This is a genomic window from Pseudomonas sp. PA15(2017), assembly GCF_001945395.1.
In the GTDB taxonomy this organism is placed as follows: domain Bacteria; phylum Pseudomonadota; class Gammaproteobacteria; order Pseudomonadales; family Pseudomonadaceae; genus Aquipseudomonas.
The window spans coordinates 202,878-224,379 of sequence record NZ_MSXV01000052.1 but is presented as its reverse complement, the minus strand read 5'-3'; the positions used below and the strand labels follow the sequence as shown (position 1 = coordinate 224,379).

The 21,502-nt window shown below is 66.2% G+C and carries 21 protein-coding genes, 1 other RNA gene and 1 pseudogene; 13 read left to right on the top strand and 10 right to left on the bottom strand.

Annotation, left to right across the window (positions count from 1 at the left end):
* Positions 1–66: 66 nt before the first annotated feature.
* The 3 genes from BVH03_RS18430 to BVH03_RS18420 form a co-directional block, all read right to left on the bottom strand.
* Positions 67–1,026 carry a FecR domain-containing protein gene (locus BVH03_RS18430; protein WP_075962513.1) on the bottom strand — a complete coding sequence of 320 codons (960 nt, stop codon included), beginning with the start codon at positions 1,024–1,026 and terminating at the stop codon, positions 67–69.
* Between the two features lie 2 nt (positions 1,027–1,028).
* Positions 1,029–1,541 carry a sigma-70 family RNA polymerase sigma factor gene (locus BVH03_RS18425; RefSeq protein ID WP_075962512.1) on the bottom strand — a complete coding sequence of 171 codons (513 nt, stop codon included), beginning with the start codon at positions 1,539–1,541 and terminating at the stop codon, positions 1,029–1,031.
* A gap of 84 nt (positions 1,542–1,625) precedes the next feature.
* A complete protein-coding gene (locus BVH03_RS18420; RefSeq protein WP_075962511.1) occupies positions 1,626–2,606 on the bottom strand; it encodes an NADPH:quinone oxidoreductase family protein in 981 nt (326 codons plus the stop codon).
* Positions 2,607–2,756: 150 nt separating this feature from the next.
* On the opposite strand from BVH03_RS18420, the gene BVH03_RS18415 reads away from it, so the two are divergent.
* A complete protein-coding gene (locus BVH03_RS18415) occupies positions 2,757–3,170 on the top strand; it encodes a flagellar basal body-associated protein FliL (RefSeq protein ID WP_075962510.1) in 414 nt (137 codons plus the stop codon).
* Here BVH03_RS18415 and BVH03_RS18410 read toward each other — a convergent pair whose 3' ends face one another.
* The 5 genes from BVH03_RS18410 to BVH03_RS18390 all read right to left on the bottom strand — a co-directional run bounded on the left by BVH03_RS18410 (position 3,171) and on the right by BVH03_RS18390 (position 5,261).
* Positions 3,171–3,620, bottom strand: a complete 450-nt coding sequence (locus BVH03_RS18410) for an EVE domain-containing protein (protein ID WP_075962509.1) — start codon at positions 3,618–3,620, stop codon at positions 3,171–3,173.
* 210 nt (positions 3,621–3,830) lie between these two features.
* Entirely contained in the window at positions 3,831–4,427 is a 597-nt protein-coding gene (locus BVH03_RS18405) for a 5-formyltetrahydrofolate cyclo-ligase (RefSeq protein ID WP_075962508.1), read from the bottom strand.
* 103 nt (positions 4,428–4,530) lie between these two features.
* A non-coding RNA gene (ssrS, locus tag BVH03_RS18400) (6S RNA) lies at positions 4,531–4,710 on the bottom strand.
* A gap of 33 nt (positions 4,711–4,743) precedes the next feature.
* Positions 4,744–5,055 carry a cell division protein ZapA gene (locus BVH03_RS18395; RefSeq protein ID WP_075928651.1) on the bottom strand — a complete coding sequence of 104 codons (312 nt, stop codon included), beginning with the start codon at positions 5,053–5,055 and terminating at the stop codon, positions 4,744–4,746.
* A complete protein-coding gene (locus BVH03_RS18390; RefSeq protein ID WP_013789617.1) occupies positions 5,052–5,261 on the bottom strand; it encodes a TIGR02449 family protein in 210 nt (69 codons plus the stop codon). The genes BVH03_RS18395 and BVH03_RS18390 overlap by 4 nt, the downstream gene beginning before the upstream one ends.
* 407 nt (positions 5,262–5,668) lie before the next feature.
* Between BVH03_RS18390 and BVH03_RS18385 the strand changes: the two genes are divergently transcribed.
* The 9 genes from BVH03_RS18385 to gcvH all read left to right on the top strand — a co-directional run bounded on the left by BVH03_RS18385 (position 5,669) and on the right by gcvH (position 15,081).
* Complete coding sequence (locus BVH03_RS18385) at positions 5,669–6,223, top strand: YecA family protein (protein WP_075962507.1); 555 nt, start codon at positions 5,669–5,671, stop codon at positions 6,221–6,223.
* Positions 6,224–6,257: 34 nt separating this feature from the next.
* A complete protein-coding gene (gene pepP / locus BVH03_RS18380) occupies positions 6,258–7,592 on the top strand; it encodes a Xaa-Pro aminopeptidase (protein ID WP_075962506.1) in 1,335 nt (444 codons plus the stop codon).
* Positions 7,593–7,596: 4 nt separating this feature from the next.
* A complete protein-coding gene (gene ubiH, locus BVH03_RS18375) occupies positions 7,597–8,787 on the top strand; it encodes a 2-octaprenyl-6-methoxyphenyl hydroxylase (RefSeq protein WP_075962505.1) in 1,191 nt (396 codons plus the stop codon).
* The gene (locus BVH03_RS18370; RefSeq protein WP_075962504.1) at positions 8,784–9,266 is read left to right on the top strand and encodes a DUF4442 domain-containing protein; all 483 of its coding nucleotides are present in this window, start codon (positions 8,784–8,786) and stop codon (positions 9,264–9,266) included. Before ubiH ends, BVH03_RS18370 begins: the two co-directional genes overlap by 4 nt.
* A 13-nt stretch (positions 9,267–9,279) precedes the next feature.
* Entirely contained in the window at positions 9,280–10,497 is a 1,218-nt protein-coding gene (locus BVH03_RS18365) for a 2-octaprenyl-3-methyl-6-methoxy-1,4-benzoquinol hydroxylase (protein ID WP_075962582.1), read from the top strand.
* A 94-nt stretch (positions 10,498–10,591) separates the two neighbouring features.
* Positions 10,592–11,593 carry an extracellular solute-binding protein gene (locus tag BVH03_RS18360; protein ID WP_075962503.1) on the top strand — a complete coding sequence of 334 codons (1,002 nt, stop codon included), beginning with the start codon at positions 10,592–10,594 and terminating at the stop codon, positions 11,591–11,593.
* 169 nt (positions 11,594–11,762) lie between these two features.
* Entirely contained in the window at positions 11,763–13,316 is a 1,554-nt protein-coding gene (locus BVH03_RS18355; RefSeq protein ID WP_371915376.1) for an ABC transporter permease, read from the top strand.
* Between the two features lie 207 nt (positions 13,317–13,523).
* On the top strand, positions 13,524–14,618 hold the full coding sequence (gene gcvT / locus BVH03_RS18350; protein WP_075962501.1) for a glycine cleavage system aminomethyltransferase GcvT: 1,095 nt from the start codon (positions 13,524–13,526) through the stop codon (positions 14,616–14,618).
* Between the two features lie 79 nt (positions 14,619–14,697).
* Positions 14,698–15,081 carry a glycine cleavage system protein GcvH gene (gcvH, locus tag BVH03_RS18345; RefSeq protein WP_075962500.1) on the top strand — a complete coding sequence of 128 codons (384 nt, stop codon included), beginning with the start codon at positions 14,698–14,700 and terminating at the stop codon, positions 15,079–15,081.
* 214 nt (positions 15,082–15,295) lie between these two features.
* On the opposite strand, the gene BVH03_RS18340 is transcribed toward gcvH, so the two are convergent.
* Together BVH03_RS18340 and BVH03_RS18335 are read right to left on the bottom strand one after the other, a co-directional pair.
* Positions 15,296–15,598 carry a DUF2388 domain-containing protein gene (locus BVH03_RS18340; protein WP_075962499.1) on the bottom strand — a complete coding sequence of 101 codons (303 nt, stop codon included), beginning with the start codon at positions 15,596–15,598 and terminating at the stop codon, positions 15,296–15,298.
* Between the two features lie 149 nt (positions 15,599–15,747).
* The gene (locus BVH03_RS18335; RefSeq protein ID WP_075962498.1) at positions 15,748–16,878 is read right to left on the bottom strand and encodes a GlxA family transcriptional regulator; all 1,131 of its coding nucleotides are present in this window, start codon (positions 16,876–16,878) and stop codon (positions 15,748–15,750) included.
* A 34-nt stretch (positions 16,879–16,912) separates the two neighbouring features.
* Between BVH03_RS18335 and BVH03_RS18330 the strand changes: the two genes are divergently transcribed.
* From BVH03_RS18330 to BVH03_RS18320, 3 genes and pseudogenes are all read left to right on the top strand, one after another.
* Entirely contained in the window at positions 16,913–17,908 is a 996-nt protein-coding gene (locus BVH03_RS18330; RefSeq protein WP_075962497.1) for an ABC transporter substrate-binding protein, read from the top strand.
* A gap of 60 nt (positions 17,909–17,968) precedes the next feature.
* Positions 17,969–19,087: an aryl-sulfate sulfotransferase gene (locus BVH03_RS18325; RefSeq protein WP_075962496.1), complete on the top strand. Its 1,119-nt coding sequence runs from the start codon at positions 17,969–17,971 to the stop codon at positions 19,085–19,087.
* A 138-nt stretch (positions 19,088–19,225) separates the two neighbouring features.
* Positions 19,226–21,486, top strand: a pseudogene (locus tag BVH03_RS18320) (TonB-dependent receptor).
* Positions 21,487–21,502 lie beyond the last annotated feature (16 nt).

The following is a 21,502-nucleotide window of genomic DNA, read 5'->3' as shown; positions in this document are numbered from 1 at the left end:
CCAATGGGTTGTGTATTGAAGGGCCAGTCGAGAATCGAAAAGGTACAGGCCGTGCAGACGTTTTTTTCAGCGCGGCTCGATATGCACCCAGTAGCGGGTGAAGCGGCGGATGCGCACCGGCAGGTTGGCGGTCAGGGCGTCGAGGGCGCGGTCACTGTCGTTCAGGGGGAATGCGCCGGATATGCGCAGGTCGGCCACCGTCGCCGCGCAAGTCACTCTGCCGCGGCGCTGGCGCTCGAAAGTACTGGCGAATTCGCTCAGCGGCATGTCATCGGCAATCAGCATGCCGTGCAGCCAGGCGAGCAGGTCATCGCTGGCAGGCATCGGCGTGCCGCTGCTAGCGCGGAACAGCCGCGACACCTGTCCGCTGTCGAGCCGGCGCGGGCTGCTCGGGGCGGCGCTGGGGGTGAGTTCTACGCTGCCACTGAATACCGCGACCCGTGAATGTCCGGCTTGTTGGCTAACGGAGAAGCGCGTGCCGATGGGGCGGACGCTGCCTTCGGCAGTGGTCACCCGCAGCGGGCGAGGATCGTGACCGGTTTCCAGAAGCAGCTCGCCATCGAGCAGATGCAGGATGCGTTCTGCCTGGCCGAACTCGACGCGAACGGCGCTACTGCTGTTGAGGTTCAGCAGGCTGCCGTCGGCCAGGCGCCATTCACCCTGCTCGGCCAGGCCTGTCCGATAGTCGGCAGTCCAACGCTGCCAGGGCTGCTCACGCAGGGTAAACCAGCTGCTACCGGCAACGCCGATCAGCACTGCCAGGTTCTTGATCGCACGGCGACGGCCGATACCCGCCGCAGCGCCCAGCGTGGCCCTGGCCAGATCGACTGGCAGCCCCTTGAAGTGGCCGCTGACGCCGTTGGCACAGGCCCACGCCCGAGCGTTCTCGGGAGAGGCTTCGAGCCATAGCCGCCAGCCTTGCTGGTCCTGTTCGCTGGCATCGCCAGCATGCAGGATGACGAACCAGTGCGCCGCCTGGTCGAGGGCTGTGTCGGACAACGGTTGATAGGGCGCTCGGGAATTCATGCTCACAGGCCTGGGTACATGCAGTGGCGGATGGCCTTGAACATGTACTGTTTCACCGAACTGAGTGACACGCCCAGGTGCTCGGCGATCTGCGGATAAGTGAGACCGTCGAGCTGCGACAACAGGAAGGCCTGGCGAACCCTGGCAGGCAGACCATCGAGCAGGGCATCGATTTCCAGCAGGGTTTCCAGCAGCAGATACCGCGCTTCGGGGCCGGGCAGCAGATCTTCGGGGAGATATGCGAGGCTTTCCAGGTATGCCCGCTCCAACGTCTTGCGGCGCAGGTGATTGACCATCAGGCCCTTGGCGACGGTGGCCAGGTAGGGCCGCGGTTCGCGGATATCGGCAAGATCCCGGCGGGCCAGAATGCGCAGGAAGGTGTCATGGGCCAGGTCTGCCGCATCGAAGGTGCAGCCCAGGCGCTGTTGCAGGCGCAGGCGCAACCAGCTGTGGTGCTCGCTGTACAGCTGATGCGCCGCGACGGGATGGTCGTGCAGGCAGGACAAGGTCGACATGCGCGCAGTATCCAGAAAAATAAAGCGCGCTTTATATAGCAATAGTTCTCATTTGCATAGCTTGATCGCTTCGCGCCAGCGTGATCAGCGCACTGTGATCACCAGCTTGCCAACGGCCTTGCGCTGGCCGAGGGCATCGATCGCCTCGCCACCGCGCTCCAGTGGGAAGGTCTGCGACACCAGCGGCTTGAGTTTGCCCTCGGCGTGCCAGGCGAACAGTTGCCGGAAATTGTCGGCGTTGTCCGCCGGCTGGCGCCCGGCGAAGGAGCCCCAGAACACACCGACCAGGGCGGCGCCCTTGAGCAGCGGCAGGTTGGCTGGCAGCGTCGGGATGCCACCGCCGGCGGCGAAGCCGACCACCAGGAAACGGCCGTTCCAGGCCATGCAGCGAAACGCTTCCTCGAACAGCGGCCCACCGACGGGATCGTAGATCACGTCGACGCCCTGGCCATTGGTGAGCTTTTTCACTTCGTCCTTGAGGCTCTGCTCGCTGTAGTTGATCAGCTCGTCGGCGCCCGCGTTGCGCGCCACTTCCAGCTTCTCGGCGCTACTGGCTGCGGCGATCACCCGGGCACCCATGGCCTTGCCGATTTCCACCGCTGCCAGGCCGACACCGCCGGCGGCACCCAGCACCAGCAGGGTTTCACCCGGTTTGAGGCCTGCGCGCTGCCTGAGTGCGTGCATCGAAGTGCCGTAGGTCATGCCGAAGGCGGCCGCCGTGGTCAGGTCCATGCTCGCGGGCACCGGCAACACGTTGTAGGCAGGCGCGGTGACCTGTTCGGCAAAGCCGCCCCAGCCGGTCAGCGCCATTACCCGGTCGCCTGCCTTCAGGTGCGCGACCTTGTCGCCCAGTGCGCTGACCACGCCGGCCACTTCGCCACCGGGCGAGAACGGGAAGGGCGGTTTGAACTGGTATGTGCCCTCGATGATCAGCGTGTCCGGGAAATTCACGCCGGCGGCCTGCACCTCGATCAACACCTCGTTGCCTTTCGGGCTGGGGCTGTCGACGTCCTCCAGTACCAGCGTTCCGGCAGGGCCGAAGGCTTTGCAGAGCAGTGCTTTCATGATGATTTACCTCGAGGGGGAGTCGCCCTGCAGTTTAGGTAGGCGGGCCTTGCGGTCAACGAGCATGGCCTCGTCTGATAACCCGCCATAAGCATTGGGGTCTGCGTCTGGCGTTGCTATGCTTGCGGGCAACACCATGGAGATCGCCCTGTGAAAACCCTGATCACGCTTCTGCTTGCCTGCGCACTGTCGATCCCGGCGTTCGCCAACGAAGAAAACAAGGAAGGCGAGGGTGCCGCACCACAGGTGATCTATCACAGCCTGACGCCGGCGCTGGTCGGCAACTTCGGTGCCGGGCCCAAGCTCAAGTACTACAAGGCTGACGTGGCGCTGCGCGTCACCGGCGCCGATGCCGAAGCCAAGGTCACGCACCACGAGCCGCTGATTCGCAATCAGCTGGTGATGCTGTTTTCCCAGCAGACCGAAGAGAACCTGGCCAGCCCCGACGCCAAGGAAAAGTTGCGCCAGGAAGCCCTGAAGCAGGTCCAGCAGGTGCTCACCGACGAGGAAGGCCAGCCACTGGTCGAGGATCTGCTGTTCAACAACCTGATCCTGCAGGGCTGATCACCTCAGCAGCAGGATCGCCGTCCATTGCGCCTCGGTGACGGGCATCACCGACAGGCGACTGCCTTTCTGCACCAGCGCGAGTTCCGCCAGCGCCGTCTGCGCCTTCAGTTCGGCGAGCGGGATGACCTGTTTGAACGCCTCCACGAAACTCACGTCGATGGCCGTCCACGGATTCTTCTCGGTGCTGGCCTTGGCGTCGAAGTAGTGGCTATGCGGATCCAGCGCAGCGGGGTCCGGGTAGGGCGCCCCGTCGATCCGGGCGATGCCGGCTACCCCCGGCTGCGGGCAGCTGGAGTGATAGAACAGGAACTGATCGCCCGCCTGCATGCTGCGGATGAAGTTGCGCGCCTGGTAGTTGCGCACCCCATCCCAGCGCGTTTTGCCCAGGCGCTGCAGGTCATGGATGGACAGTTCGTCGGGTTCGGATTTCATCAGCCAATAGGGCATGAACGTTGCTCTCTGAGTCGGTGCGCCGCAGGGGCTGTGTGACGGGGGATCCGGTAGGGAGTGGTGATATGCGGCGCAAGCCTGATCTGTTGTAGATGCTGGTACTGGTATTCGGCCTTGGCATGGTGACCACGGGCTACACGCAAAGCCAGTGGCAGCAGGGTAAGCCGGTTACTGAGGCGGTTCGAGCCGAGCGTTAAGCGCGGCGTGTTAATACCAGCCGCCATCGGTCACCGTAGCATCCAGCGGTACGTCCCAGTTGGCCATGCTCAGCCGATCCACCTGCTGGCAGCCGTGGGCCAGCCCGAGCAGGGTCGGTTTGTGCCAATTCTCGCGCCATGCGCGATACGCCAGGCTGCGATCATAGAAGCCGCCGCCCATGCCAAGGCGACCGCCGTGCCGGTCGAAGCCCACCAGGGGCAGCAGGATCAGATCGAGCGTCCAGATCCTGCGCTGGCGCTTGCCGTTGCGGCGGGGTTCGGGGATGCCGAAACGATTGGTGGCGAGCTTTTCGTGCGCCTCCAGGCGCTGGAACACCATGCTGGTGCGTGGCCAGGATTTCAACACCGGCAGGAATACCTGCTTACCGCGCGCATGGGCGGCTCTGAGCAGCAGATGCGGGTCGATTTCGCCGTCATTGGCCAGGTATAGGGCGACGCTGCGCGCGCGGCGGAAGATCGGATGCTGGGCCAACTGGCGATACAGCGCCGCCGCCGCCTTGCGTTGCGCAGCCCTGGGCAGCTCGCGCCGCGTTTTGCGCAGCGTGCGGCGCAGCTGGGCGCGGGTCAGGTTGCTGGCTTCGATCATGGGCCGATCCCCTTGTTGTTACGACTGCGCCTTGCGTCCAGCAGCGCTCGCCACCAACAAAAAGCCCGCTGCTGGCCTGGGCCAGCAGCGGGCTGCAAATTTGTGACTCCCCAGCATGCCGCTGTCGGTTTAGCCCTTGAACCCGAAAGTTCAAGGTGGAGGTTGCAGGAAACCTTAAGGCTTTCCGTCAAGCGGACATGCACACCGGCCTCAACTGACAACCCCCGGGGTTGTGCGTATCGGCTCAGGGACATCAACCAACTGGCGCACACTCCAGGGAGCTGTGGCCAGTATAACGCAAAAGGACGACCGTTGGTCAGGCGCCACGGCCATCGGTTTCGTCGAGTGCGTTGTCGACCCGGCCGAGCAGGTCGCGCACGTGGTCACGGGTGACGGTGGCCTGCTTGTCGAGGTTCTGCTGCTTGTGCAACAGATCATGGGTGATGTTCAGGGCCGCCATCACGGCTACGCGGTCGGCGCCGATGACTTTGCCGCCGCTACGAATCTCCCGCATCTTGCCGTCGAGATAACGGGCGGCGCTTTGCAGGTTGCTACGCTCATCGGCGGGGCAGGCGATGCAATATTCTTTGTCCAGAATCTGAACGGTGACGGTATTCGATTGGGTCATGAGTCCTGCTCCAGGGCTTTGAGGCGCGAAATCATCGATTCGACCTTGTGCCGAGCCATTTCGTTCTTTTCGATCAGATGAGCGCGTTCTTCGCGCCACGCCTGCTCGCTTTCCAGCAAGAGACGGTTTTGTGCCTTGAGTCGCTCGACGCGCTGGATCAGCAGTTCCAGCTTTGCCGTCAGGGCGTGTAGATCGGCGTCTTCCATTGGCTCTCGCTTTGGCAGGGTGTGCGCAGTGTATAGATCCAGCGGCTCGCCGGTGCAAACCGGCCGATGGTTTTGGCGTGGGCCATTGAAAGGGCCTGTTGACGTTTGCGTGCGACCGCGCCGGCGCTCGTTTTGCCGCGAGGTAAGGCACGAGCCGCGAAGTTTAGTGGGCTAAATGAGCCGGCGAGAAACGCAGCATCGCGGCAAAACGAGCCCGGCCCTTCGGGTTGCGCGAAAAAGCTCGCCATGCGTTGTTGGAGGACTTGGCAAGGGATCACCATTCCCTGCGTCCTCCGCCTAGCCTGGCGAGCTTTTGCGCGGCAACGCGGCTTGCACGCAAATGTTAACAGGCCCTACGATAGAAAGCCTCCATTCTAGTGATTGCGCCCCTTGGCGCCTAGTGATCGATGCCGACTTCCAGTTCTCCCTACGCTGCATTCGCCGCCCTGCTCGCCAGTGCTGGCGCCTCCGTTTCACCTGCCGAATTGCACGGGCTGCTGCTGGGGCGCAGTTGCGCCGGCGCGGGCTTCGAAGCCGGCCCCTGGCTGGTCGACGCCACCGAACTGCTCGGTGTCGAACCGCCGGAAAACGTCCGCCAGGCGCTGTTCGGCCTGCAAGAAATGGTGCGCGGCGAGCTGACCGGTGACGACGTCACCGTGGTCCTGCTGCTGCCCGCTGACGAGGCGCCCCTGGCCGAGCGTGCTGCGGCGCTGGGCCAGTGGTGCCAGGGCTTTCTCGGTGGCTTCGGGCTGACCGTCGGCGACGCCGCGTTGAGCGCCGAAGCCATGGAAGTGCTGCAGGATTTGTCCGCCATCGCCCAGGTGCAGAATGCGCTGGACGAATCCGAGGACGGCGAGAACGATTACATGGAGGTCATGGAGTACCTGCGCGTCGCACCGCTGCTGCTGTTCAGCGAGTGCGCCAAGCCGGCGGCCCCGGCGCCCAAACCTTCGCTGCACTGATCGCGCCCTTCACCGACCGGAATCGAGCCTGCCCATGACCAGCATCTCCAAAGCGGAATACGCCCGCCGTCGCAAGGCGCTGATGGCGCAGATGGAACCGAACAGCATCGCCATCCTGCCGGCGGCGCCGGTGTTCATTCGCAACCGCGACGTCGAGCACATCTACCGTCAGGACAGCGACTTTCAGTACCTGTCCGGCTTTCCCGAGCCCGAGGCGGTGATCGCCCTGATTCCTGGTCGGGAGCACGGCGAGTACGTGCTGTTCTGCCGTGAGCGCGACCCCGACCGCGAGCTGTGGGACGGTTTGCGCGCCGGTCAGGAAGGGGCGATCAGCCGCTATGGCGCGGACGATGCCTTTCCCATCGGTGATATCGACGACATCCTGCCGGGCCTGATCGAGGGCCGTGAGCGCGTTTATTACGCGGTGGGCACCAACCCGGAGTTCGACCGGCACCTGATGGAGTGGGTCAACGTGATCCGCTCCAAGGCGCGCCAGGGCGCGTCGCCGCCCAAGGAATTCGTCGCCCTCAACCACTTCCTGCACGACCTGCGCCTGTACAAGTCGGCCGGCGAGGTGAAGGTGATGCGCGAAGCGGCGCAGATTTCCGCCCGCGCCCATATCAAGGCCATGCAGGCCAGCCGTGCCGGGCTCTACGAATATCACCTGGAGGCGGAGCTCGATTACGAATTCCGCAAGGGCGGCTCGAAGATGCCGGCCTACGGCTCCATCGTCGCCGCAGGCAAGAATGCCTGCATTCTGCATTACCGCGAGAACGATGCGCTGCTCAAGGACGGCGACCTGGTGCTGATCGACGCCGGTTGCGAGATCGACTGCTATGCCAGCGACATTACCCGCACCTTCCCGGTCAGTGGCACCTTCACGCCTGAGCAGAAGGCCATCTACGAGATCGTCCTGGCGGCCAATATGGAAGCCTTCAAGTTCATCGCGCCGGGCCGCCACTGGAACGAAGCCCATGAGGCCACGGTACGGGTCATCACCAAAGGCCTGGTCGACCTCGGTTTGCTGCAAGGCGACGTCGACGAGCTGATCGCGACCGAGGCCTACAAACCGTTCTACATGCACCGCGCCGGCCACTGGCTGGGCATGGACGTGCACGATGTCGGCGAATACAAGGTGGGCGGTGAATGGCGCGTGCTCGAAGTCGGCATGGCGATGACCGTCGAGCCGGGTATCTACATCGCCGCGGACAACCAGCACGTCGCCAAGAAATGGCGCGGCATTGGCGTGCGCATCGAAGATGACGTGGTGGTGACCAAGACCGGTTGCGAGATTCTCACCAACGACGTGCCCAAGGCCGTCGACGCGGTCGAAGCGCTGATGGCCGCCGCCCGTGCGCAGGTAGCCTGAGGCCATGCTGCGAATCGACGTGGCGATCATCGGTGGCGGGCTGGTCGGCGCCAGCCTGGCCCTGGCGTTGCAGGGCGAGGCGCGCAAGCGCGGCTGGCGCATCGCGCTGATCGAGCCGTTCGCCCCAGGCGACGGCTACCAGCCCAGTTACGATGCCCGCTCCACGGCGCTTTCCTATGGCTCGCGGCTGATCTACGAAGGCCTCGGCCTGTGGCCGGCGATCGCCGAACAGGCCACCGCCATCGAACGCATTCATGTCTCCGACCGCGGGCGTTTCGCGGCAGCACGGCTCAGCGCCGAGCATGAAAACGTGCCGGCCCTCGGGTACGTGGTGGAGAATGCCTGGCTCGGCCACTGCCTGTGGCAGGCACTGGACGCCGAAGTGATCCAGTGGCGCTGCCCGGCCCAGGTCGAGCGCATGGAGCCCACCGCCGAAGGCTATCGCCTGACCCTGGACGACGAAACCCTGATCGATTGCTCGCTGGCCATCCTCGCCGATGGCGGGCGTTCGTCGTTGCGTGAGCAATTAGGTATCGCCGTCAATCAGCGACCGTACGACCAGACCGCCCTGATCGCCAACATCACGCCATCACAGGCCCATGGCGGCGAGGCCTTCGAGCGTTTCACCGAATCCGGCCCGCTGGCACTGTTGCCGCTTTCCGATAATCGCTGTGCCTTGGTATGGACGCACCCGAGCCGCGAGGTCGAGCGGCTGCTCAAGCTCGATGAGCGTGCCTTTCTCGCCGAACTGCAGCAGGCCTTCGGTTATCGCCTCGGTGCCCTGCGTCAGGTTGGCGCACGGGTGCCGTACCCGCTGGTGCTGATCGAAGCCGCCGAGCAGGTGCGCGCCAACCTGGTGGTGCTCGGCAATGCGGCCCACAGCCTGCATCCGATCGCCGGGCAGGGTTTCAACCTGTCGCTGCGTGACGTGCGGGCGCTGGCCGATACGCTGCTGGCAAGCACGGCGCCGCTGGGCGATCTGACCACCCTGCAGCGCTACGCCGCCACCCAGGCCGGCGATCAAGCGCGCACCGTGGCCTTTTCCGATCAGGTCACCCGGCTGTTCAGCACCGATCAAGCGCTGCTTGCCGCCGGCCGCAACCTGGGCCTGCTCGGGCTGGAATTGCTGCCGCCGGCCAAGCGCTGGTTCGCACGTCAGGCCATGGGCATGGGTACCCGCGGTAACCCGCAATGAGTGCCCGCCGGCTGGCGCGCAAGGCCCGTGTGCTGCGCTGGATCATGAACCTCTATCCGCCCTATCTGGGCGCCGGGGTGTGGATTCGGCGCATCGCCCCGGACTTCCGCCAGGTCGACGTACGGATGACGCTGCGCTGGTACAACCGCAATTACGTGGGTACCCAGTTCGGCGGCAGCCTGTATTCGATGACCGATCCCTTCTACATGCTGATGCTGATGGAGAACCTGGGCCGCGATTACGTGGTCTGGGACAAGGCCGCCAGCATCGATTTCATTGCGCCGGGCCGCGGGCCGGTGTTCGCCTCGTTCGCCATCGACCAGGCCTTCATCGACGAGGTACGCGAGCGCACCGCCGGTGGTGACAAGTACCTGCCCGAATTGCCGGTCGAGGTGCGCGATGGCAGCGGCACCCTGGTGGCGCGGGTCAACAAGACGCTTTACGTGCGGCTCAAGCCCCGCGCGCGACAGGCAGCCTGAGGATATGAACGAGATGCGTGCAGACCTGATCATCGTGGGTGCCGGCATGGTCGGCAGCGCCCTGGCGCTGGCCTTGCGCGGGCATGGCCTGGAATGCCTGGTGCTCGACGGCGGCCCGATGCGGGTCGAGCCGTTCGACGCCAGCGCGAGCTACGAGCCGCGGGTCAGCGCCCTGTCGATGGCCAGCCAGCGCATCCTCGAACGCCTCGGCGCCTGGCCCGGCGTGCTGGCGCGGCGCAGCTGCCCCTATCGCGACATGCATGTCTGGGACGGCAGCGGCACCGGCCATATCCATTTCAGCGCAGGCAGCGTGCACGCCTCGACCCTGGGCCATATCGTCGAGAACCGCGTGGTGCAGGATGCCCTGCTCGAGCGCCTGCATGACAGCGATGTGGGTCTCCTGGCCGATGCGCGCCTGGAGCGCCTGCGCCACTCCGGTGATGATTGGCTGCTGACCCTGGCCGATGGCCGCGAGCTGCGTACGCCCCTGATAATCGCGGCGGACGGAGCCAATTCAGCGGTGCGGCGCCTGGCTGGCTGCGAAACCCGTGAGTGGGATTATCTGCACCACGCCATCGTCACCAGCGTGCGCTGTACCGACGCCCATCAGGCCACGGCCTGGCAGCGCTTCACCGACGAGGGGCCGCTGGCCTTCCTGCCGCTGGGCGAGCGCGACGGCGAGCACTGGTGCTCGATCGTCTGGTCGACCACGCCGGAGCATGCCGTTCAGCTGATGGCGCTGGACGACGAAGGGTTTTCCACTGCCCTCGGCGAGGCCTTCGAGCACCGCCTGGGCCGGGTGCTGCAAGTGGATCGCCGCCTGTGCATCCCGCTGCGCCAGCGGCACGCCAAGCGCTACGTGGAGCCGGGGCTGGCACTGATCGGTGACGCCGCCCATACCATCCACCCGCTGGCCGGACAGGGCGTCAACCTCGGCTTTCTCGACGCCGCGGTGCTCGCCGAAGTGCTGGCGCAGGCCGCGGCACGCGGCGAGCGGCTCGCCGATGAGCGCGTGCTGAGTCGTTACGAGCGCCGGCGCATGCCCCACAACCTGGCGATGATGGCGGCGATGGAAGGCTTCCAGCGCCTGTTCCAGAGCGATTCCCTGGCGCTGCGCCTGGCGCGCAACGCCGGCCTGGAGCTGGTCGACGGCCTGGAAGACGCCAAGGCGCTGTTCGTGCGCCAGGCCCTGGGCCTGAGCGGCGACTTGCCGGACCTGGCGAAGGCCTGATGACGCTGTAATATCTGGCAACGAGCTTCCGGTGTGCGGTGCAGATGCGAGTCACTATCATCCTCGCTCTTTCATCTTCCACAAGGTCTCTGTCATGTCGGTACGTCGTGCGCTTCTCGCCGCTTTCACCCTCAGTACGCTGGCCAGCGCCGTACAGGCCGCCGATGAAGTCGTGGTCTATTCCTCGCGTATCGACGAGCTGATCAAACCGGTGTTCGACGCCTACACCGCCAAGAGCGGCGTCGCGGTGAAGTTCATCACCGACAAGGAAGCACCGCTGATGGAGCGCATCAAGGCCGAGGGCGAGAACACTCCGGCTGATCTGCTGATCACCGTCGACGCCGGCAACCTCTGGCAAGCCGAGCAGATGGGCATTCTGCAGCCGATGAAGTCCAGCGTCGTCGACGCCAACATTCCTGCCCAGTACCGCGCCGCCAGCGGTGCCTGGACTGGCCTGTCGCTGCGCGCGCGCACCATCGTCTACTCGCCGGAGCGGGTGAAGGACGGCGAGCTGACCACTTACGAAGCGCTGGCCGACAAGAACTGGGAAGGCCGCCTGTGCCTGCGTACCAGCAAGAAGGTCTACAACCAGTCGCTCACTGCCACCCTGATCGAGACCCACGGCGAAGCCAAAGCCGAAGAGATCGTCAAGGGCTGGGTCAACAACCTGGCGACCGACGTGTTCCCGGACGACAACTCGGTCATCAACGCCGTGGCCGCCGGCCAGTGCGACGTGGGTATCGTCAACACCTACTACTTCGGGCGCCTGCACGAGCAGAAGCCGGACCTGAAAGCCAAACTGTTCTGGCCGAACCAGAAAGATCGCGGCGTACACGTCAACCTGTCCGGCATTGGCTTGACCAAGCATGCGCCGAACCCCGAAGCCGCGCAGAAACTGGTCGAGTGGATGACCAGCGCCGAAGCGCAGAACATCTTCGCCGATGCCAACAAGGAGTTCCCGGCCAACCCGAAGGTGAAGCCTTCGGCCGAGGTTGCCTCTTGGGGTGAGTTCAAGGCGGACAGCATCGCCGTCGAAGTGGCCGGCAAGCGCCAGGCCGAAGCCATTCGCCTGATGGATCGCGCTGGCTGGAACTGATCACTGACCGCTGCGCCTGAGCGAGCCGCCAGCGGCCAGCCAGGCGCCTGCAAGCGACGCCCCGGCCTTGTCCGGGGCGTCGTGCTTTACGCGTTTTGGAGTGTGCGTGGCCTATTCGACCCAGCGTCGCTGGTACCCCATCGCCTTTGCCGTCGCCGTGCTGGTGCTCATGCCGCTGCTGGTGTTGCTGGCGAGCTGGCACGAGGTGGATCGGCAGATCTGGTCGCACCTGTGGCAAACCCAGTTGCCGCGGTTGATCGGCAATACCCTGACGCTGATAGTCGGCGTAGGCCTGGGCGTGACGCTGCTGGGTGTGAGCCTGGCCTGGCTGACCAGCCTCTGCGAGTTTCCCGGCCGACGCTGGCTGGACTGGGCGCTGATGCTGCCGTTCGCCATTCCTGCCTATGTGCTGGCCTTCGTGTTCGTCGGCCTGCTGGATTTCTCCGGGCCGGTGCAAACGGCGCTGCGTGAATGGCTCGGCAGCGGCATGCGGTTTCCCCGGGTACGCTCGACGGCCGGCGTGATCATCGTTCTGGTGCTGGTGTTCTACCCCTACGTCTACCTGCTGGCGCGCAATGCCTTCCTGGCTCAGGGCAGGGGCCTGATGGAGGCAGCGCGTACCCTCGGTCACTCGCCCTGGCAGGCGTTCTGGCGGGTGGCCCTGCCGGTGGCGCGGCCGGCCATCGGCGCCGGGTTGGCGCTGGCGCTGATGGAAACCCTGGCCGATTTCGGCGCCGTATCGGTGTTCAACTTCGATACCTTCACCACGGCCATCTACAAGACCTGGTACGGCTTCTACAGCCTGGGCAGCGCGGCGCAACTGGCCTGCCTGCTGCTGTTCGCGGTGATGCTGGTGCTTCACGGCGAGCGCCGCGCCCGTGGCGCCGTGCGGCCTGCAGTCGAGCGACCGCGCAGCGGCCCACTGTATCGGCTGACCGGTCTGCGCGCGCTGGCGGCCAGCGGCTGGTGCCTGCTGGTGTTCGCCTGCGCCTTCGTGATCCCGGTGCTGCAGCTGGTGGTGTGGTTCTGGCAGCGCGGGCGTTTCGATCTCGATGAGCGCTACCTGGCGCTGATCCTCCACACCCTGTACCTGGGCGCCATGGCGGCGCTGATCACCGTAGCGGTCGCCTTGCTGCTGGCCTTCGCGCGGCGCCAGGTGCCGACCCGGTTGATGGGCGCTACCGTTGGCCTGGCCAACCTCGGTTACGCGCTGCCGGGATCGATGCTGGCGGTGGCGATCATGCTGGCCTTCAGTAGCCTGGACAACGGCGTGGTCATTCCCCTGTCGAAATGGCTCGGCGGCGCCGGCAAGGCGCTGTTGCTGGGCAGCCTGGGCGCGTTGCTGCTCGCCTACCTGATCCGCTTTCTGGCGGTGGCCTACGGGCCGCTGGAAACCAGCCTGGCGCGCATTCGCCCGTCACTGGCCCAGGCGTCGCGTAGTCTGGGTGTCGGCGGCCTGCCGTTGTTCGTACGTGTGTATCTGCCATTGCTGATGCCTGGTGTGCTGTCGGCGGCCCTACTGGTGTTCGTCGACGTGCTCAAGGAAATGCCGGCCACCCTGCTGATGCGCCCGTTCGGCTGGGACACCCTGGCCGTGCGTATCTTCGAGATGACCAGCGAAGGTGAGTGGGCGCGTGCCGCCTTGCCGGCGCTGACTCTGGTGCTGGTCGGGCTGCTGCCGGTAATCCTGCTGATTCGCCGTTCTGCACAGCGAATCGGATAGACGGTTGCCGGGCGGGCGCCAGGCCGCGCATCGGGGATTCCCGGGCCAGTTGTAACACCGTCTGCCAATGTCCAAGATGACCCGCCCCGACCATGCGGCTACAATGCGCGCCATTCGCTGCGGCCCGCCATGCAGCCATGTCCAAATTCATCTGGAATGGCCCACTTCACGCGCGCCCCGGCTTAGCAACGCCCGGAAGGAGATCCCATGGGACAGCGCACACCTCTTTACGACCTGCACCTAGCGCTCGGCGCCAAGATGGTCGACTTCGGCGGCTGGGACATGCCGCTGCACTACGGCTCCCAGGTCGAGGAACATCACCAGGTACGCCGCGATTGTGGGGTCTTCGACGTTTCCCACATGACCGTGGTCGACGTACAGGGTGCCGATGCCCAGCGTTACCTGCAACGCCTGTTGGCCAACGACGTGAGTCGCCTGCAAACCGCGGGCAAGGCTCTCTACAGTGCCATGCTCAACGAGCAGGGCGCAGTGATCGACGATCTGATCGTCTACCGGCTCGATATGGCTGGGGCACTGGCCTACCGCCTGGTGGTCAATGCGGCCACCCGCGACAAGGACCTGGCCTGGCTGCGTACGCAGAGCACCGGTTTCGCCGTCGAACTGCGCGAGCGCAGCGAGTTCGCCATGTTCGCCGTGCAGGGGCCAAAGGCTCGCGCCCGCACCGCCGAGCTGGTCAGCCAGGCCCGCGCCAGTCTGATTCACGAACTCAAGCCGTTCCAGGGCCTGCCCGATGGCGACTGGTTCATCGCCCGTACCGGCTACACCGGCGAGGATGGCCTGGAAATCATGCTGCCGGCCGGCGAAGCCGTGGCGCTCTTCAACGACCTGGTCGGTGCCGGCATTTCCCCAATCGGCCTGGGCGCTCGCGACACCCTGCGCCTGGAAGCGGGCCTGAACCTCTACGGCCAGGACATGGACGAGCAATCCTCGCCGCTGGCTTCCAATCTGGCCTGGACGGTGGCATGGGAGCCCGCCGAGCGCGCCTTCATCGGCCGTGAAGCGCTGCAGCGTCAGCACGCTGAGGGCACCCATTCACGCCTGGTCGGCGTGGTACTGGAGGAGCGCGGCGTGCTGCGCGCCCATCAGGTGGTGCGCGTCGACGGCATCGGCGAAGGCGAGATCACCAGCGGCAGCTTCTCGCCGACCCTGGGCAAGTCCATCGCCCTGGCCCGGGTGCCGGCGAAAACCGGTGACCGTGCCGAAGTGGAGATTCGCGGCAAGTGGTACCCGCTGCGCGTGGTGCAGCCCAGCTTCGTACGCCATGGCAAGGTACTGATCTGAGGCTCTTACACGGCCCGTACGCACCTGCTAAATTCCCCGGACGGCGCGGTCGCCGTCCTGTCAGATGAGGAACGACAACATGAGCTCTACCCCCGCCGATCTGCGTTACGCCACCAGCCATGAATGGGCACGCCTGGAAGCCGATGGCAGCGTGACCGTGGGCATCTCCGATCATGCTCAGGAGGCACTGGGTGACGTGGTGTTCATCGAACTGCCGGAAATCGGCAAGGTGCTCGACGCGGGCCAGGAAGCGGGTGTGGTCGAGTCGGTGAAAGCCGCATCCGACATCTACGCGCCAGTTGGCGGTGAAGTGATCGCCATCAACGAGGCGCTCGCCGACAGCCCGGAAAGCGTCAACAACGACCCATACGGCAGCTGGTTCTTCAAGCTCAAGCCCAGCGATGCCTCGCAGCTGCAGAAGCTGCTGGACAGCGCCGGCTACGAGGCGAGCATCGACGGCTGAGCCGTGATGGTGCATGAAAAAGCCGGCCAGGCAGACTGTGTGAAAACTACTGCGCTCGGTCATGCGGCGTTAAAAACCGGCTCGAAATGCTCATTTACAGCTCGTAAACTGCGCTTTCTCGTCGGTTTTTGCCTTGCCTGACCTTCGCTCGTTACGTTTTCACACGGCCTGCAGGGCCGGCTTTTTCGTCACTGTGGAGCAGTGAAGCGCTCGATCACTGCTGGGCAGTGAGAATCGCGGTGGCCAGCTCCATGTCGCTGGCTTGCAGATCCGGGTTGTCGGTGCGGATCTTCTGCAGCGCCGCTTCCAGGTACGGGCCGCGGATTTCGCCATTGCTGGCGATGTAGCTGCTGGCATCGTCCTGGGCGGGGACGATCATCTTGTTGTCCTTGAACGTCAGGTAGGTCGACGCTGTGGTCGCCCCGGACGACAAGATATCGCGCAGGTTGGCGGCATGGGCTTGGGTGGCAGCGGCCAGAAACAGGCCGGCGAGCAGCAACGAATGTGAACGACGCATGGCAGTAACTCCTGTTGGGTTTCCTGACACTTAGGAGTGCGGCCAGCGTCCGTGGGTTCCTTTGCCATGAATACCGGCGGTGGTCAGGGCGCAGCCAGACAGGCGCACCCTCCTCGGGCGGGTGTTACCCTGATGGGGCCGGGCAGCTTTCACTGCGCCAGTCGGTTCAAGGCGATCGACAGCCGTGCGCCATGGCTGTAGCCGGTTTGCCCGATGCCGGGCGCCGAACCTCGAGAACGGGCCTGGCGGCGGTAACCCAGTGGACAATCGCCCAGTTGGCGCTGAAAGCTGCGACGCATGCGTTCTTCACTGCCGAACCCCGTGGTTTCGGCAATCCGCTTGATCGGTTCCCGGGTTGTCTCCAGCAGGCGGCAGGCCGCTTCGAGCCGCAGGGTCTCGACGGTTTGCGCTGGCGTTGACCCGGTGGCGGCTGCATAGGCACGGGCGAAATGGCGGGGGCTCATGCCGACATGTTCGGCCAGGCGCTCGACACGCAGGTCGGCGTTCAGGTTTTCCGCCATCCAGGCGTGCAGGCGTACCAGGCGCAGGTCGCGGTCGCTGCGCAGGGCGTCGCTCTGGGCCTTAAGTGAGGCGCTGAGCTGCGGCTGCTCGGCCGAGCGCTGGATGAACAGGGTGAAGTAGCGCGCCAGCGCCAGAGCGGCATGGGGGCCGAGGTCCTGTTCCAGCAGGGCGAGGCCGAGGTCGATGCCCGCCGAGGCGCCGCCGCAGGTCCACAGGTTGTCGTCGTGCAGGTAGAGCGCATCGTGCACCACGCGCAACGCCGGGTAGCTCTGTTGCAGCGCATCGGCGAACTTCCAGTGGGTCACCACGCGGCGCCCGTCCAGCAGCCCGGCGGCGGCCAGGGCGAAGGCGCCGGTGCCCACTGAACACAGCCGGCGGGCAGCGGGGGCGTGCTGGCGCAGCCAGGCGATGACCTCGGCGTCGGCCTCCAACCGCGACACGCCCGGCCCGCCGATGACGATCAGCGTGTCGATGCGCTCCACCTCCCGCGCCACCTGCTGCAGCGAGCAGGTACCCACCTGGATGCCGGAGATGGTCTCGATCTCACCGCCCTCGGGGGAGGCCAGCACCACGCGGTAGGGCGGGTTGTTCAGGAGCTTGCCGCCGAGTACCCGGGGCGCGGCGGCGAACACCTCCAAGGGGCCGGCGGCGTTCAGCAGCAGGGCGTCGGGGAAGGCCAGGACCAGCACCGTGCGCGGCTGGGCACTGGCAGAAAAGGTGGGGTGTTTGACATGGAGGCGAGCGCGGGGCGTCGACATACTGGGGCCAACCTTGATTCGGAGACCCGTGACGATGCGCCGATTTGTTTCCGCTGCCAAGCACCTGCCCCTGCTCGCCCTGCTGTGCGCCGGTCTGGCCCATGGCGATCCGTCGCCGCTGGCGGCCCGGCCTGCCGCCGAAATGGCCGGCGTGGAGCTGGAGGTGGGCGACCAGAGTGGCCTGATCCAGGCGCTGCTGGCGGCGGCGGGAGAGGATCGCGACCTGCCGTACCGGCTCGACTGGCACCCCTTCGCCGCCGGCCCGGCCCTGATGGAGGCGCTCAGCGCCGCCGCCGTGGATGTGGGCGTGGTAGGCAATGCGCCGCCGGTGTTCGCCCAGGCGGGCAGCTTCGATGTGCGCATCGTCGCCGCCGCCGAAGGGGCGCAGAACAACAACGCGCTGCTGGTGCCGGCGGACTCGCCCCTCCACAGCGTTACCGAACTCAAGGGCAAGCGCGTCGCCGTGGCCAAGGGCTCCAGCGGGCATTACCTGCTGCTGGCCGCGCTGGCCGGCGCGGGACTGAAGATCAGTGATATCCAGGTGCTCTACGCCAGCCCGGTGGATGCGCAGAACGCCTTCGCCAGTGGCCGCCTTGACGCCTGGGCGGTGTGGTACCCCTTCGTCGGCCAGGCCACTTCCCGGGGTGCGCGACGCCTGGTGGATGGCAGCCCCTGGCCGGAGACCGGGCTCAACTTCACCGTGGCCAGCCTGGCCGCCCTGAACGACCCGCTGAAGGCCGACCTGCTGGGCGACTTCGTCCAGCGCCTGGCCCGCGCCCAGGCTTGGGCCACCGCCAACCCCGGCCCTTGGGCGGAGCACCTGGCGAGCGTTACCCGCCTGCCGTTGCCCCTGGTGCAGGAGATGCTGCAGCAACAGAGCCTGCAGTACGTACCCTTGGACGGCCGCGTCGCCGCCCTGCAGCAGCGCCTGGCCGACGCCTTCGCCGAGGCGCGGTTGATCCCCCGGCCCTTGCAGGTCACGGAAGCCTTCGACGACCGCTACAACCGCCTGCTGCCCAGCACCCACTGAATCCCAGCCCGACCGCCATGCCGCGCTGCCGGTAGGGCGGCGCTCACCCGGAGAAACACCATGCCCCCACTCGATGCCACCACCCTGCGGCGCCACGCCACCGGCCTGATCGCCGTCGACACCGCGCGCAGCGCCGGCGGCTACACCCTGTTCGCCCCACAGACCGCCGGCGGCAAGGTCTTTCTCATCGACATCCAGGGCAACGAGGTGCACCGCTGGAACCTGCCGCAGCGCCCCGGCCGCGACGCCGTGCTGCTGGCCAACGGTAACCTCGGCTACAACGGCAACCACCCGGATTCGCCCGAGTTGTTCCCCGGCTGGTCGGTGTGGCATGGCGGCGCCTTCTCCGAGGTGACCCCGGAAGGCGAGGTGGTCTGGCAGCACACCGATCTCGCCCACCACCACGACGCCCAGTGGCTGGCCAACGGCAACCTGCTCTACACCACCGTCGAGCCGCTGCCCAGGGACATCGCCGCGCGCGTGCTGGGCGGCATCCCCGGCAGCGAGGCGCCGGGCGGGGTGATTTATGGCGACGTGGTCAGGGAAGTCGACCGTGCCGGCACCACGCTCTGGGAATGGCGCAGCTGGGAGCACCTGGCGCCGGAGGACTACCCGCTGCACGACTGCTTCGAGCGCTACCACTGGCCGATGACCAACGCGGTGAGCCCCGGGCGCGACGGCAAGGTGATCCTCAGCATGCGCAGCGTGTCCTCGGTGATCGCCGTCGAGCGGGCCAGCGGCCGCGTGCTCTGGCGCCTGGGCCACGACATCGTCGCCCAGCAGCATTGCCCCAGCGAGCTAGAGAATGGCCGTGTGCTGGTGTTCGACAACGGCATCTCGCGACCGCATATCTCCATGCCCCATTCGTGGGTGATCGAGGTCGACCCCATCGCCCAGCGCATCGAGTGGCAGTACGCCGACACCCCCGGCTACGCCTTCTTCAGCCCCTTCATGGGCGGCGCCCAGCGCCTGGAGAACGGCAACACGCTGATCACCGAAGCCAACTTCGGCCGGCTGTTCGAGGTGACCCGTGACGGCACGGTGGTGTGGGAGTACATCAACCCGCATTTCGCCGCCTACCCGGACGCCGCCTCGCGGGCCTACCTGCCGGGCGAGAACAATGCCATCTTCCGCGCGCACCGCTACCAGGCGCGGGACATCCCCTGGCTGCGCGGCTGACCGCGCGGCTTCACCCATCCACCCCTGACCACCACCCGATCACGCTTACGCAGACCACGCGCAGCGAGGGTTCATTCATGACCGGAGTCCATGATGACCACGCCCTTCAACCGGCCCCCCTGCGCGCCCGCCCTGCGGATGCTGGTTCCCACCCTTATCGCCCTGGCCTGCGTGCCGGGCCAGGCCACGGCGGCCGAACGCAAGGCCGCCGCCACGGCCGATGGCACCGCCCTGCAGGCGGTCACGGTCAACGCCCGCCGCCGCACCAGTCGGTGCCCACGCCCATGACCGTCCCTTTCGGCGCGCACCCTGGAGGAGCAGCGCCTGTACCGCGTGCAGGACCTGCAACAGGCCATGCCCAGCCTCAACGTCGCCTTCATGCATGCGCGGCAGTCGAGCCTGTCCATCCGTGGCCTGGGCAACAACCCGGCCAGCGACGGCCTGGAAGGCAGCGCCGGCATCTACCTGGACAACGTCTACCTGGGCCGCCCGGGCATGGCGGTGTTCGACCTGCTGGACATCGAGCAACTGGAACTGTTGCGCGGCCCACAGGGCACGCTGTTCGGCAAGAACACCACCGCCGGCGTGCTCAACATCGGCACCCGCAAGCCGAGCTTCACCGCTGAGGGCGGGGTTTCCACTTCCATCGGCGAAGACGGCTACGTGCAGAACCAGGGCAGCTTCTCCGGCCCCTTGAGCGAGACCCTGGCCGGGCGCCTGTCGGCCTACCGCACCCGCGAGAACGGCTAAGTGGAGAACGAGCACGACGGCCACACCCTGGGCTGCGGCACCCGCCAGGGCTTGCGTGGACAACTGCTGTTCGAGCCCAACGAGGCGTTCGATCTGCGCTGGATCGCCGACTACAACGAGGAAGACGCCAGCGCCGGGACGCGCTCGCTGTTCAGCACCGGGCCGACCATCAATGGCGTCAACCGCTACCAGCAGCGCGCCGCCGCCGTGGGCGCGACCCTGGTGCGCGGGCGCCATGTGAACCTGGATGCCGAGCAGAGTGTGAAAGTTTTCCAGGGCGGCACCTCCCTGGAGGCCAACTGGACGCTGCCCAACGACTTCACCCTGACCTCCATCAGCGCCTACCGCTGGTGGGACTTCACCCCGCGCAACGACGACGAGCTCAACGTGCGGGTGATGGACAACGTCGGCCAGTCCGCCCGCGACAAGCAGTACTCCCAGGAATTTCGCCTGGCATCGCCCACCGGCGGCGCCTTCGACTACGTGCTCGGTGCCTATTACTTGCGCCAGGAGATGAGCAACGAGGTGTTCACCTACTACGGCCCCTTGGCGGATACCTGGAACGGCACCCCGGCCGGCGCGCTCAACGACGTCACCAGCATCGGCAAGGGCTGGATCGACACCGACAGCTACGCGCTGTTCGCCCAGGGCACCTGGCGCCTCACCGAGCGCCTCTACCTCACCGTCGGCCTGCGCGGCACCTCTGAAGAGAAGCAGGCGCGGGTAGGGCGTGACGCCCCCGTCGGCGGCGCGGCGGTCAGGCGCGGCGGCCACGGTGCGCAATGCGCGGGTGGGCGCTTATGACTCGGACGACCTCGGCCTGCACAGCTTCAGCCCCTCGGCGCTGGTGAGCCTTGCCTACCGCTTTGACGATCGGGTGATGGGCTATGCCTCGCTGTCCCATGGCGAGAAATCCGGTGGGGTGAACCTCAGCGTCGCCAGTGCCCCGGTGGCGGGGGCGGACTCGTTGCTGATCGGCACCGAGCGCGCCAACGACGCCGAACTGGGCATCAAGAGCACGCTGCTGGACAACCGTTTGCAACTCAACGCCAACCTGTTCTGGACGGTGGTCCACGGCTACCAGACCAATGCTTATGACGACGCCAACCTCACCAGCTACCTGACCAACGCCGGCACCGTGCGCAGCCGTGGCGCGGAGTTCGAGGCGACCCTGCGACCCATTCGCGGGCTGACCCTGAACGCCAACGGCTCGTACAACGACGTGCGCTACCTCTCCTACGAGGACGCCCCCTGCCCGGCGGAAGTGGCCCTGCGCCCCGGCCTCGTGCGACCTCAGCGGGCACAACGTGGTCGGCGCCGCGAAGTGGATCTTCAACGGCAACGGCACCTACGAATGGTAACTGGACCCGGTGCGCCCCTAAGTCAACGCCAGCTACGCCTTCCGCTCCCACGCGGTGGGCACCATCGACGACTCGCGCCGCGCCCAGTTGCCAAGCTACGCCCTGGCCAACCTCGCCACCGGCGTGCGCGGCGACCTGGGGGACGGCCAGTGGGACGTCTCGCTGTGGCTGAAGAACGCCTTCGACAAGACCTACTACACCACCCTGTGGAACTCCCCGAACGGCGCCTACACCGGCGTGCTCGGCAGTCCCAGGACTCTGGGGTTGACGATGCGCTACGACTTTTAAGCTGTCGACGAACTGC